Source organism: Paenibacillus diazotrophicus (genome assembly GCF_042610465.1).
In genome coordinates, this window is record NZ_JBGJZN010000003.1 from 254,898 (window position 1) to 267,663 (window position 12,766).

The 12,766-nt window shown below is 51.1% G+C and carries 11 protein-coding genes and 1 riboswitch; of the genes, 7 read left to right on the top strand and 4 right to left on the bottom strand.

Annotated elements, in window-relative coordinates; all coding sequences use genetic code 11:
- Positions 1-156 precede the first annotated feature (156 nt).
- On the top strand, positions 157-636 hold the full coding sequence (gene greA, locus ACAN54_RS15355; RefSeq protein WP_379156590.1) for a transcription elongation factor GreA: 480 nt from the start codon (positions 157-159) through the stop codon (positions 634-636).
- Between the two features lie 79 nt (positions 637-715).
- Here the strand turns inward: greA and ACAN54_RS15360 are convergent, their stop codons facing one another.
- Positions 716-1,435, bottom strand: a complete 720-nt coding sequence (locus ACAN54_RS15360; protein ID WP_379156593.1) for an SDR family oxidoreductase — start codon at positions 1,433-1,435, stop codon at positions 716-718.
- A gap of 157 nt (positions 1,436-1,592) precedes the next feature.
- Positions 1,593-1,931: a winged helix-turn-helix transcriptional regulator gene (locus ACAN54_RS15365; protein ID WP_379156596.1), complete on the bottom strand. Its 339-nt coding sequence runs from the start codon at positions 1,929-1,931 to the stop codon at positions 1,593-1,595.
- A 177-nt stretch (positions 1,932-2,108) separates the two neighbouring features.
- Here ACAN54_RS15365 and ACAN54_RS15370 point away from each other — a divergent pair, with 177 nt between their 5' ends.
- Positions 2,109-3,038, top strand: a complete 930-nt coding sequence (locus ACAN54_RS15370) for an AEC family transporter (protein WP_379156599.1) — start codon at positions 2,109-2,111, stop codon at positions 3,036-3,038.
- A 100-nt stretch (positions 3,039-3,138) separates the two neighbouring features.
- Complete coding sequence (locus ACAN54_RS15375; RefSeq protein ID WP_379156602.1) at positions 3,139-3,819, top strand: S-layer homology domain-containing protein; 681 nt, start codon at positions 3,139-3,141, stop codon at positions 3,817-3,819.
- A 107-nt stretch (positions 3,820-3,926) separates the two neighbouring features.
- On the opposite strand, the gene ACAN54_RS15380 is transcribed toward ACAN54_RS15375, so the two are convergent.
- Both ACAN54_RS15380 and ACAN54_RS15385 read right to left on the bottom strand, forming a co-directional pair.
- Positions 3,927-5,102: an ATP-binding response regulator gene (locus ACAN54_RS15380; protein WP_379156605.1), complete on the bottom strand. Its 1,176-nt coding sequence runs from the start codon at positions 5,100-5,102 to the stop codon at positions 3,927-3,929.
- Positions 5,103-5,156: 54 nt separating this feature from the next.
- Entirely contained in the window at positions 5,157-8,492 is a 3,336-nt protein-coding gene (locus ACAN54_RS15385) for a response regulator (protein WP_379156608.1), read from the bottom strand.
- Between the two features lie 309 nt (positions 8,493-8,801).
- Positions 8,802-8,905, top strand: a riboswitch (purine riboswitch).
- A 165-nt stretch (positions 8,906-9,070) separates the two neighbouring features.
- Between ACAN54_RS15385 and ACAN54_RS15390 the strand changes: the two genes are divergently transcribed.
- The 4 genes from ACAN54_RS15390 to ACAN54_RS15405 all read left to right on the top strand — a co-directional run bounded on the left by ACAN54_RS15390 (position 9,071) and on the right by ACAN54_RS15405 (position 12,766).
- Positions 9,071-9,682, top strand: a complete 612-nt coding sequence (locus ACAN54_RS15390; RefSeq protein ID WP_379156611.1) for a xanthine phosphoribosyltransferase — start codon at positions 9,071-9,073, stop codon at positions 9,680-9,682.
- Positions 9,676-10,974, top strand: coding sequence for a nucleobase:cation symporter-2 family protein (locus ACAN54_RS15395; protein ID WP_379156614.1), 1,299 nt, complete (start codon positions 9,676-9,678; stop codon positions 10,972-10,974). Before ACAN54_RS15390 ends, ACAN54_RS15395 begins: the two co-directional genes overlap by 7 nt.
- Positions 10,975-11,171: 197 nt before the next feature.
- A complete protein-coding gene (locus ACAN54_RS15400) occupies positions 11,172-12,521 on the top strand; it encodes an MFS transporter (protein WP_379156617.1) in 1,350 nt (449 codons plus the stop codon).
- A gap of 38 nt (positions 12,522-12,559) precedes the next feature.
- Positions 12,560-12,766 carry a hypothetical protein gene (locus ACAN54_RS15405; protein ID WP_379156620.1) on the top strand — a complete coding sequence of 69 codons (207 nt, stop codon included), beginning with the start codon at positions 12,560-12,562 and terminating at the stop codon, positions 12,764-12,766.

A 12,766-nucleotide genomic window follows, 5' to 3' on the forward strand; every position in this document is an offset into this window, starting at 1 on the left:
CTGTGTATGGGATTTAATATCATTATTGTAAACCATTTTTGGTTAATTTCACTATAAGAGATATGCATCATTTTACTCCGGAGGTGCTTTCTTTTCGCATGTTGGCCGATTATGGGGTAGAATACAATAAAGCGAGTAAAAATAGGAGTTGTATATATGTCGAATGAAGAAGTGTTTTTGACCAAAGAGGGCCTGGCCCAGCTGGAGGAAGAGCTCAAGGAACTCAAGGGAGCAGGGCGCAAGGAGCTCGCGGCACGGCTTAAGCTGGCCATAAGCTATGGGGATCTCAAGGAGAACAGTGAGTACCACTCTGCCAAAGAAGATCAATCCTTCATGGAGACCCGCATCATGATTCTGGAGAAAATGCTGATCAAAGCGCAGATTGTGGATGAGAGCAGCATGGATCTGAGTAAGGTCAGCGTCGGTTGCATCGTCATACTGAATGATGTGGAATACTCCGAAAAGATCGAATATAGAGTGGTTGGTCCGGCTGAAGCCGATGTACTGAACAACAAGATTTCATACGAGAGCCCACTCGGCAAAGAACTGATCGGCAAAAAGGTAGGCGACGTCATCAGCGTGAACGCACCCATGGGTATTATCAAATACGAACTGCTTGAGATCAAAATGCTGTAAGCTGCGGCTTCTGCACATTAAATCCCTGCCCCATATGAATAGGGGCAGGGATTTTCTTTATTTTACAGGTTAGTCCGGCTTAGATTAGAGTGTGGCCGCCTTCCACATGAAGCACCGTACCCGTAACGAAACCGTTACGAATCAGATAGAGCACACCTTCGGCAACGTCCAGCGCTGTGCCTACGCGCTGTACGGGCAGCTTGGCTGCGGTACTCTTATAAAAAGCACTGCGTGTCTCTTCCGTCATACCTGCGCGGGAAGGGGTATCGATGATGCCAGGCGAGACGGTATTCACCCGCAGCGGAGCCAGCTCCAGTGCAAGGGTCTGCCCCAGATTGGCTACGGCTGCATTCACCGCCCCCAGAACGGAGGAGCCGGCCATGGCCTTGAAAGCCACGACGCCGGAGAACAGGGTGATGGAGCCGCGGGGGTTCAGGTTCGGCGCAGCGTATTTGGCAGCATAGTATTGACCCCAGAATTTATTGTCCATCAGTTGGCGTGAAGCACTGGTAGGCGTAGTGAGGAACGGGCCTCCTTTAGTTTCTGCTGCGGTGACCACCAGATGGTCAAAGGCTCCCAGCTCTGCGAATAAGGACCGTACCTGATCCTCGTCCGTAACATCCAGCGTATAAGTAACTACGTTTGCGCCAGGTCCAAGTACCGCTTTGGCCTGCTCCAGCTTCCCTTCAGAGCGGCTGGCCAGAACCACCTCCGCGCCATCTACTGCGGCAAGCTGTGCCGTTGCCAGGCCGATTCCTGAGCTGCCGCCGATAATAACTATTTTCTGTCCTTCTAACATTTCGTAGCCTCCTCAAAAGTGATGGTCTTGTGAGGAGAGTATATTCCTTATACTTCCTTTACGGAAGTAGTTACATTCTGTACATACAGTTACCGAAAATATAGTATTGTGCAGATGCTGAACCGACGGGGATAAACTTTTTCGGGGAATAAGTTTTTTAGAGCGCAAGACCGTATCTTTTCAGCTCAATAAAAATGCCTTCCAGCTGTTCACCCTTCTTCGTCAGGGTATATTCAACGCGAGGGGGCACCTCGGGATATACGGTGCGCATAAGAATGCCATGTTTCTCCAGCTCACGCAGCCTCAGCGCGAGGGTCTTCGGACTGATGCCTTCCAGGGAGCGCAGCAGATCACTGAAGCGCAGGGTTCCGCCAATCAGCAGATCACGGATAATCAGGAATGTCCATTTGGTTCCAATGAGATCCAATGTTTTAGCGATAGGGCAGGGCTCGCCAGGGGTTCCTCTGGTCAGTATGACCGGATCGGAAAAGTCCATTTTCATCAACCTCCTGAGATCATCTCGATTTGTGATAATCATACCACAGTACTATCTTTTGGGAAGTTAAGCCATTCATAGGCTTTTACTATTAAGCATATTGCTTCCATATCTTAGACGGTGTCTGCCCGGGGGGTTATAGTAGGAATAACTATTTAAGCAGAGGAGTCCTCGCTATTGATTCAACAGGTGTTGTCCACTCTGGTCGAGGTGATTGTCCCGTTGTCCATTCCAGTGATATCAGGTGCGCTGCTGGGACGTTTCAAGAACCTGGATACCAAGCCGCTGTTAATGCTGTATCTGTATTTCCTGAGTCCGGCGATCATTCTGGATACGCTCGCTACCGCCAAGATTTCGTTCGATGATGTATACAAAACACTGGCCTTCTCGTTGCTGAATCTGCTGGTGCTGTGGGCGCTGGCCAACCTGATTGGCAGAGTGCTCAAGCTGGCCCCGCCGGAGGCAGCCGGTCTGACCCTGATTTCTACCTTCACCAACAGTGTCAATTACGGTCTGCCGCTAGTACTGCTGGCCTTTGGCCAGCTGGGGCTCGACAAGGCTTCGGTCTATGTCATCGCCCAGATGGTGATTGTGAATACGATCGGGGTATATTTTGCAGCAAGGTCACAGTTTTCTATCGGCAGTGCCGTCCGCTCGGTATTCTCCTTGCCGTCTATCTACGCAGCGATTCTGGCTCTGCTGCTGCGGGCACTCGGCCTACATATGCCGCATGAGATAGCTTCGGGGGTATCGATGGTAGCCGGAGCGTATTCCCCGGTAGTGCTGGCTATACTGGGTGCCCAGATGGTCAGGGTACAGGCTGGGCAGGTTGCACGCAATGTGCAGCTGGCATTCTGGACAGGCATGTCGGTCCGTCTGCTGCTGGCTCCGCTGACCGCTGCACTGCTGCTGTTCCTGCTGAACATTTCGGGAACGCTGTTCGCTGTGCTGCTCATTCTTGCTTCTATGCCGGTCGCGGTCAACTCGGTTGTACTGGCCGAACGCTTCGGCAGCTCGCCTGGGCTGGTGTCACGCTGCATTCTGTGGACGACCCTGGCCTCCTTCCTCGTGCTGCCGGTATTGATCTCTATTGTAGGCAATGCGTAAATTCCCTTCTTGCAATGCTGCAACCTTTTAGCGGGTGATCCGTCTGGAAGGAAGAAGAAGCCAATCCCAAGCTTGCAAATCCTACTAAGAGGTGACCGGTATGAAGAAAAATATTTTGAAGCAAATTACCTTATCGGCAGCTGTCGTTCTGACTTTGACTTGTGCCGGACAGGGCTTCGCCGCAGCCGCGACGTTCCAGGATCTGTCCAGCACAACGGTCAAGGATAAAATTACCGAATTACAGCAGCGCGGTATTATCCACGGCGTGAGCGATACTCAATTCATGCCGAATGCTACGATGACAGCGGCCCAGGGAATACAGTTGTTCGTCAATGCTTTTGATCTGAATATTGACCTGCTCCGGTTCATCAAGGCGCCTCAGGCTACCGACTATTTTGCTAATGCCCAGAACGATGCCTGGTATGCAAATGCCCTGATTATTGCGGCTAACAATGATATTGGTTTATCTCCTGATTTCGATCCTGCGAAGAACTGGACCCGTGAGGAGTTCACCCATCAGCTCATTCTGACAATTGAGAAGCACAGTAATCTTCCAATGATCAAAATCATGCCGATAGACATTGCAGATCAAGCGGAGTTCACTAATGGCTATGATGGATCCATTCAACGAGCGCTGGCACTGAAGATTGCCAGTCTGGATAGTGCCGGGAAATTTCACCCTTCTGCTGATATCACCCGTGCCGAAGCGGCAGCTATGATCTATAACGCCTTGGAATACATCGCTGCACATCCGGCCCCGGCCGGCGGTCTCCCGGAGTAAGGCTTCAGCTTTTCAGCACTGTAACAGCAAAAACCGCAAGCCCTATTGCAGGAAGCTTGCGGTTTTTGCTGTTACTGAATACAGGAAGTTATCTCTGGGATGAGGCTTCAGTCTGGTTGTCCCTCGCTGACCTGAACTGTAAAGACAAACACGGCGCCTTGCTGGACATCAGGTTTGGCGTAGATTTCGCCGCCCATCAGGTCTACCAGCATTTTGCAGATGGACAGGCCAAGTCCGGTTCCTCCGAATTTACGGTTAATAGTGGCGCCTATTTGAGTGAAGGGCTGAAATAAATAGCTCATTTTATTGTTAGGGATGCCGATTCCTGTGTCCTCGACGATGAACTCCAGCGTAAGCATGTTACCGCTGGAGTTCTTGAGGTGTACATAAATCTTCACCCCTCCATCAGTAGTGAACTTGATGGCATTGCCGATCAGGTTGTTCAAGACCTGGCGCAGACGGTTGGGATCACCTACAAGCAGTGCCGGTACGTCAGAATCGATATACGATTCCAAAGTCAGATGCCGTTCCATGGCCAGCGCCCTGAACAGGTCTAAGGTTTCCTTAACGCAGGAGTGCAGGTTGAACAGCTCGTAATCCAGCTCCATTTTACCGGATTCGATTTTGGTGAAATCAAGAATGTGGTTGATGACAGACACCAGGGCATGTCCACTGGTATGTATAATCTCAGCCATCTCCAGATCATCCTTGGTCAGATCCGAGGTTCTCAGCATATCCGACATCGCAATGATGCCGTTAAGCGGTGTGCGGATTTCATGGCTCATCATGGCCAGGAAGCCGCTTTTGATGCTCAGAGCTATCTCGGCGGTTTCCTTCAGCTCGGTCAGAATCTGATTTGCCGCCTCCAGCTCCTGCGATTTGATCTGCAGCTCCTTATTCGACTCATAAAGGCGGACAAACCCGTCAATTTTACTCTTGAAGATAAGCGGGTGATATGGTTTGGTCAGGTAGTCAATCGCTCCCGCCGAATAGGCCATCATGTGGTTCTCCAGCTCGGAGGTGAGAGAGGTCAGGAAAATGATCGGAATATCTCTAGATTTCTGGCGCATCTTAATTCGCTTTGCTGTTTCAAAGCCATTCATATCCGGCATAATCACATCCATAATAATCAGCGCAAATTCATTCTCCAGCAGGCATTTCAGAGCCTCCATACCGGAGCTTGCGTATATTAACTGATAAGATGATCCAGCCAGAAGCGCCTGAATGGACAGAAACTCATCCGGCCGGTCATCCACAATTAAAATATGAACTGGATATTCCATAATTCCTCCTACGGCGAGTAAAGTGTTCTGATGTGTACGATGGATAGTGTGTTTCTATTTTATTAACCAAACTTTGAGCACTGTGACCAGCTGTGTGGTATTAATCGGTTTGGAAATATAGTCCGAAGCCCCTGCCTGGAGGCATTTAATCCGGTCCTCCTCGAGTGCCCGTGCTGTCAGGGCGATGATGACCATTTGATCATACTGCGGCATGGCACGGATTCGCTGCATGGTCTCGTACCCATCCATTTCAGGCATCATAATATCCATGAATACCAACTCTACATCAGGATGGCTCTCCAGATGCTCCAAGGCCTCCCTGCCGTTCTGGGCAAAGTGGATATCCATATTATAGCCTTCGAGAACACTGGATAGTGCAAAAATATTGCGCATGTCATCATCCACGAGCAGAATGCTTTTGCCGGCAAAGGCTGCCTCCGGGTTATGGAGTTTCTCTATCAGAAGCTGCTTGTCAGGCGGCAGATCGGCGTGCTTGCGGTGAAGGTATAGCGCCGTTTCGTCATACAGGCGCTCCATGGAGCGCACATTTTTGATCACGATGCTCTCTGCATAATGCTTAAGACGCTGCTCATCATTTTTACTCAGATCCTTGCCTGTGTAAATGATGACCGGCAGAGTCTGCAGCTTGCGGTTGGTCTTGATCTGCTCCAGCAGGCCGAAGCCGGAGATATCCGTGAGGCCCAGATCCAGTACCATACAGTCAAAATGATGGCTGGACAGCTGGTCCAAAGCTTCTCTTCCTGTTCCTACGGCGACGATGCGGACATCGGGATGCGCAATGAATTCCACAAGACTGTTCCGCAGGGTCTGATTATCCTCAACGATCAGCAGGCTCTTCACCGGACGCCGGATATAGGTTTCAATCTGCAGGAATGCAGACTCCAGTTCACTCTGGTCGCTGGGCTTCTTCCAGAACGAGAGGGCCCCCATGGCTAGGCTCTGCTGATTTTGTTCTGCAGTGGAGATGACATGCACCGGAATATGGCGCAGCTCCGGACGGCTCTTCAAACGGCTGATAATCGACCACCCGTCGAGAACAGGCAAATGCAGATCCAGCAGGATGGCATCCGGTTTGTAGGCATGGGCCAAGGCTAGTCCCTGGTCACCCTTGAAGGAGACAATGGCTTTGAAGCCTCTGCTTCGGGCCAGTTGGAGCAGGATCGCTGCGAATTCCGCATCCTCTTCAATGATGAGGAGCAGGGTATCTCCGCTCATCAGATGATCGCGGTCGTCCTCCATCTCTGCGTATTGCAGCAGTTTGGGATTGGAGATGGAGATGTCGGGAACAAAGGATTCGCGGAAGGCCGGACCCTGCACCGCGCTGATCTCCGGTCCACTGCTTTCGCTGTCTGCTGCCGATTCGAAAGAGGCAGCGGGCAGGAGATGTGCATCTTCACCTGGTTCAACAGCAGGAATTAGCAGGGAGAAGGTGCTGCCCTTGCCTTCAACCGATTCCACCTCGATCCGGCCGTCCAGCAAGGAAGCGAGTTCGCGGCAGATCGTCAGGCCAAGACCGGTGCCGCCATATTTACGGCTGGTTGTGCCGTCAGCCTGCTGAAAGGCTTCAAATATACTATCTAGCTTGGCAGCGGGAATGCCGATGCCCGTATCACTGACGGAGAGAATGATATCTTCTCCCTGAGTACGGATGGAGAGCGAAACAGAGCCATGTTCCGGTGTGAATTTGACGGCATTGGACAGCAGATTATTCAGGATCTGCTGGAGTCTGTGGCCGTCGGTCAGAAGATGCTCCGGCAGTCTGCTGTCGCAGTGCACATCCAAGCGGATGTCTTTCTTCTTGGCTTGCTGCTCGAAGTGCCGGTACAGATGGCTGCTGAGATTAACCAGGGATACGGACTCGAGCACAGGGGTCATTTTACCTACCTCAAGCTTGGCCAAATCCAGAATTTCGTCAATCAGCTGCAGCAAATCCTTGCCTGCCGAGAAAATGGTATGCACATATTCCAGCTGCTTCGTGCCCAGATTGCCTTCCTTGTTCTCGGCTAGAATCTGGGAGAGGATGAGCAGGGAGTTCAGCGGAGTGCGCAGCTCATGGGATACATTGGCGAGAAATTCCGATTTGTACTGGGCAGCCATAAAGATCTCTTCTGCCTGAACTTTGATTTCGTCCTTCTGCTGCTCGGTCAGCTGCATTTGATGCTGGAGCTGCTCATTGGAGGTGCTTAACTCCTCGGTTTGACTGGCCAGCTCCTCCGTTTGTGCCAGCAGTTCTTCCTTCTGCTCCTGCAGCTCTTCCGTCTGTGCCAGCAACTCGTCGGCCTGTTCTTGTATCTCTATCCGCTGCTTCTCTGTCAGCTCCATTTGATGCATCAGCTCCTGGTTGGAAGCAAACAGCTCCTCCGTCTGCAGTTTCAATTCATCGGCTTGTGCTTCAATCTCTGCCTTTTGCTCTTCCGTGAGCTCCATCTGACGTTGCAGATGTCCCCGCTGCTCCTGCAGCTCCTCGGTTTGCATGCGGAGCTCCTCCGTTTGCGCTTCAAGCTCCTGGGTCTGTGCCAGCAGCTCTTCGGTTTGTGCCTCTAGCTCTTCCTTCTGCAGCCGGGTTTCGCCCAGCAGTTCTTCAATTCTTGCCACATCAGCCAAAGTATTGATCAGAATCCCCATGTTATGGCCGGTCCGTTCAATTAGCTGGCGCTCCTTCCCGGAGAATTCACTCATCGCTGCCAGCTCTACCACCGCGACAACCTCGTTCTCGTAGACGATAGGGACTACTATCAGAACAGAGGGTGGGGTATCGCCTAATCCCGAATGTACTTTGATATAATGTGCTGGAAGATCATGCAGCAGGATCACTTTCTGATCCAAGGCGCATTGCCCTACCAGTCCGCTCCCGAGAGAAAAGGGCTCATGCAGGCTTGCTGCTTCATCGAAAGCATATCCCGCAGTAAAAACCAGCTTGTCCTGCCGCTTCAGATAAAAGGCACCGAAGCTGCCCTGAACTGCTTCTGCCAGTCTGCTGATGAAAATACGCGCTGCCGTCTGCATCTGCACGGAGCCCTGAAGCTGCAATGCCATTTCCGAGACCCGATCATTGATCCAGGCCTGCTCCTCAGCCATCTCCCTCAGCCTGCGCTCTTCTTCTGTCTTGTGCTGCAGATCCACAGCCACAGCATGGAAGGAAACAGCCAGCTGTCCGAACTCATCCTGCACTTTGCCGTCCTGTACCGGGGTGCTGATGGTCCCCTGGGCAAGATCTGCAGAGAACTTTATCATATTGTTCATGCCACGGGTAAGATTCCGGAGGATGCCGACGATAAGGAAGATAGATAATACGATCCCGGCCGAGCCGAGGCTCAGGGCGATTATCCGTGTAATCCCTTCTAAATAAAGAATAGATATAGTGATCATACTGCTAAACAACAGTATCGAAATTAACGCCGCTAACCAAACCTGATGTTTTATTTTCATGTCGACCGCCTTTGTTCAGTTATTGTCACTAGAAGCTAAGTATACTTTTAATAGAGGGGGGAAGAAAGGAATACGGCGTAAAATACCAAAAAAACCTCTAATAATACAGCGGTGACAGGGCGTTGAATGCCGGGCTTCCCCGGAATTTGAACAAAAATGAAACTCCTATGAAAGAACGGAAATATTAATGAAAATAAATAAAATTTTACTTGTATGGAACGTACAGAGCGTGTAAGATATACGAAGGTTTTTAAAATCATAAGAACAACTCATATAATCTTGGGAATAGGGCCCATAAGTTTCTACCGGATGACCACTGTAATTATCCGACTATGAGTGAAATAGCGCATCTAGGGTTCCGTTTTTTTGTGCCATGGCATAAAAGAGGCTGGTCCAAGCGATGCGGACACAGGTATGTGTTACACCACTAAGGGACAAAAACCCAGAAGGACAGATTCACTTGAGAGAAACGCTCAAGGGGATCTGTCTTTTTTTATTAAGGAGAGGCAGGCTGCAATATGAAAATACTAGAGGAGCGCATCAGGCAAGAGGGTCTTATTTTATCAGATACGGTGCTTAAGGTAGACTCGTTCCTGAATCATCAGGTGGACACGCAGCTGGCGCTGCAGATTGGTGAAGAGTTCGGGAGGATCTTCGGGCATCAGCCGGTAACCAAGGTGCTGACCGTTGAAGCCAGCGGCATCCAGTTCGCCATGGCAGCGGGAATTGCGCTGGGTGTTCCATTCGTATATGCCAAGAAAAAGAAGGCCGTTACCCAGTCTGAGGATGTCTATTCCGCTCCGGTACATTCTTTTACAAGGAAAGAGGATTACCGGATCAGCATTTCGCAGAAATATCTGGGTCCGGAGGATAAGGTGCTGATTGTCGATGACTTTCTGGCTACCGGCGCAGCGCTTGTAGGGCTGGCGGATATCGTGAAAGAATCGGGAGCAGAGCTGCTGGGTGTGGGCTGTGTAATCGAAAAAAGCTTTCAGGAAGGGCGCAGCCTGCTTGAAGATCGGGGAATTACTGTTCATTCTTTGGCAAGAATCTCGTCGATGTCTCCAGGAGAAGTCCATTTCATAGATTGTTCTACAGAAGAACCCATTAAGGAGAGTGCAGGATGTTAAGCAAACAGAAAATATTTGCCTTGGGACTGCAGCATGTACTGGCGATGTATGCCGGAGCTGTCATTGTGCCGCTTGTTGTCGGAGGGGCGCTGAATCTGAGCGGAGCGCAGATGGCCTACCTGATTGCCGCGGATCTTTTCACTTGCGGGCTCGCTACACTGCTCCAGATTATCAGCAGCAAGCATTTCGGCAGCGGGCTTCCGGTAGTGCTGGGCTGTACCTTCACTGCGGTTAGCCCGATCATTGCCATTGCTTCAGGCTCGAATCTGGCCACAGCCTATGGCGCGATTATCATCTCCGGGCTGTTCGTCGTTCTGGCGGCTCCGATTTACGGGAAGCTGTTAAAGTTCTTCCCGACAGTAGTTACCGGGTCCGTTGTAACCATCATTGGTCTATCGTTGATTCCCGTCGCTATGAACAATGTGGCAGGCGGTCAGGGCAGCGCTGATTTTGGAGCGCCCCGTAATCTGCTCCTTGGCCTGATCACATTGCTTGTGATTCTCGCCGTGAACCGGTTCACGACAGGCTTCCTTCGCTCGATATCCGTCTTGGCCGGACTCGTGGCCGGAACCGTAATCGGATATGCCATGGGCCTCGTTCACTTCTCCACGGTGGGCAGTGCATCATGGGTCAGTATTGCCCGCCCGTTCTATTTCGGATGGCCTGAATTCAGCATTACCGCAATCTTCACGATGATTATCGTCAACATCGTCTCTATGGTAGAATCCACCGGCGTGTATTTTGCTGTAGGCAAAGCCACAGACCAGCAGGTAGAGCAAAAGCAGGTTGTTAACGGTCTACGCTCCGAGGGTCTTGCCATCATGCTGGGCGGCCTGTTCAATGCCTTCCCGTATACGGCGTTCTCCCAGAACGTCGGCCTGCTGTCACTGACCCGCGTCAAGACGCGCAATGTTATTTTTGCAGCCGGTGGAATTATGGTTGTCCTTGGGCTGCTTCCGAAGCTGGCAGCGTTGACTACCGTTGTGCCGAACGCGGTGCTGGGCGGGGCCATGATTGTTATGTTCGGCTCTGTGGCTGCGTCCGGAATGTCCATTCTCTCCGAAGTCGACTTGCGTAAGGATGGGAATCTGCTGATTGCTGCCTGCAGTATTGCTGTGGGCCTGGGTTCGGCTGTTCTGCCATCCATGTTCGACCAGCTACCTGAATTCGCCAGAATGCTGCTCCAGAATGGTATTGTCTCCGGCTCACTTACGGCCATTATCTTGAATATCTTCCTCTCCAAAACGCAAGAGAGCGCGGCCCAGATTGCCGCTACACCTGAGGTGAAGTGAAAGATATCAGGTTTACGATATTAAAAGTTAGACGGCCGATTCCGAAATATAATGGAATCGGCTTTTTACTATAAATGGAATCGCTAAGCTATTACACAGCATTCAAGTTCTATGAAGATATTGCCATTTGTATGTTCAGGGCATAGAATTTAGTGGAGTTCTAACAGAGATATATACCGATAGGGATGGAGTCAAACATGAATGACAAAGTCGTAATGCCGCTATGGACCTTCTGCCTCTTCATTGTTGTGATGAACACTACTATGTTCAATGTATCACTGCCCACCATTATTCAGGATCTTCATATTTCTGCTGATCTTGGCTCTTGGGTGATCTCGGGCTATTCCATTGGCTATGCTTTGTCTACGGTGATCTATAGCCGATTGTCCGATCTGGTACCCATCCGTAAGCTGGTGACCATCGGATTAACCACGCTGGGCCTGGCTTCCGTCACCGGATTGTTCGCGCACAGCTTCAATGTTCTGCTGATTACCCGGCTTCTGCAATCCGCCGGCGCCGGAGTCATGGCGGGTCTCGGATTGGTACTCGCCAGCCGGTATGTGCCGGTGGCAAGGAGAGGCGCAGCTATCGCCATGATCTCTGTCGGAAGTGCCATGGCTTTCGGCCTGGGTCCGATTGCCGGCGGTCTTATCAGCGAATATTTCGGCTGGAACGGATTATTTGGCATAACTTGTCTGGTCCTGCTTGTTCTGCCGGTGCTGCTCTATTTGCTGCCTAAGGAACAGCCTAAGCCGGCGCCCTTTGATCTGTATGGAGCTTTACTTACGGTTATCAATGCCGGAAGCCTGCTCGTGGCCGTAACCAGTAAGTCCGGCATATGGCTTGCAGTAAGTGTGGTTTCTTTCGGGCTGCACGCTGTTCATCTCCGTAGAGCCCGGAACTCCTTTATTAATCCCGGGCTGCTCCGGATGTCGGGGTATTTAAAGCTTACAGCCATTGGATTTAGTATTTTGGTGCTGAATTTGGGTAATTTATTCCTGATGCCGCTTGCACTGGCTAACGTGTTTCATCAATCTCCGCTGAGGATTGGCCTGTTTATCGCACCAGGCGCGATTCTGTCGGCCTTTCTGACCCGGTTTGTCGGCCACTGGATCGACCGTTACGGAAATATGCGGTTTCTGCTCATCGGACATTGTATACTTGCCGCCGTCATGGCTACCTTTGCCCTGAGCCTGTCAGCATCGCCGCTTGTGCTCCTGTTCGGGTACCTGTGCTTTTCCCCGGCTTTTTCGGCAACGCTGGCTTCCTTGAATAATGAAGCATCCGGGATTCTGCCGCGCAACTGGATCGGATCAGGGATGGGGCTTCTGCAGCTGATTCAATTCTTCGGAGGATCGGTCTCTGTTGCCGTCTGCGGGTTGCTGCTTCATGCCCAGCGGGAATTGGTTCCATCTAGGGCTTACGGGCATGTCTACGGTCTTCTGCTTGCGGTGAGCCTGTGCTCCCTGGGTCTGGTATTCTTCTATAGAAGCTCCCGCGGTTCAGAGTTGAAACGAAATGGTGCTAACCACGTATCTGAAGCATAATAGTGTTCAGGAAGGATGAGGAAAAGGTGGATAATGGTATGAATGTCATTCTGTTTGAAAAGATGCCGGATGGCGAACTGCGAATGATTGAGGAGAGGAACTGGAGCATGAATATGATTACGGCTCTGGAGCATGTCAATTATATTGTGGTGGGCAGCCGGGAGTACGAAGCCGTAGAAGGGCGCCTGAATGTAGATCAGGGCAAGCTGGAGCTTCTGCTTGTCCCTATGCGTACGGAAGAATAA

What these genes read in the sequence shown, in the direction of transcription:
- ACAN54_RS15390 (WP_379156611.1), top strand. Translation starts at nt 9,071, where the DNA reads ATGAAAATACTAGAGGAGCGCATCAGGCAAGAGGGTCTTATTTTATCA.
- ACAN54_RS15395 (WP_379156614.1), top strand. Translation starts at nt 9,676, where the DNA reads ATGTTAAGCAAACAGAAAATATTTGCCTTGGGACTGCAGCATGTACTG.
- ACAN54_RS15385 (WP_379156608.1), bottom strand. Translation starts at nt 8,492, where the DNA reads ATGATCACTATATCTATTCTTTATTTAGAAGGGATTACACGGATAATC.
- ACAN54_RS15405 (WP_379156620.1), top strand. Translation starts at nt 12,560, where the DNA reads ATGAATGTCATTCTGTTTGAAAAGATGCCGGATGGCGAACTGCGAATG.
- ACAN54_RS15400 (WP_379156617.1), top strand. Translation starts at nt 11,172, where the DNA reads ATGAATGACAAAGTCGTAATGCCGCTATGGACCTTCTGCCTCTTCATT.
- ACAN54_RS15380 (WP_379156605.1), bottom strand. Translation starts at nt 5,102, where the DNA reads ATGGAATATCCAGTTCATATTTTAATTGTGGATGACCGGCCGGATGAG.
- ACAN54_RS15360 (WP_379156593.1), bottom strand. Translation starts at nt 1,435, where the DNA reads ATGTTAGAAGGACAGAAAATAGTTATTATCGGCGGCAGCTCAGGAATC.
- ACAN54_RS15375 (WP_379156602.1), top strand. Translation starts at nt 3,139, where the DNA reads ATGAAGAAAAATATTTTGAAGCAAATTACCTTATCGGCAGCTGTCGTT.
- ACAN54_RS15365 (WP_379156596.1), bottom strand. Translation starts at nt 1,931, where the DNA reads ATGGACTTTTCCGATCCGGTCATACTGACCAGAGGAACCCCTGGCGAG.
- greA (WP_379156590.1), top strand. Translation starts at nt 157, where the DNA reads ATGTCGAATGAAGAAGTGTTTTTGACCAAAGAGGGCCTGGCCCAGCTG.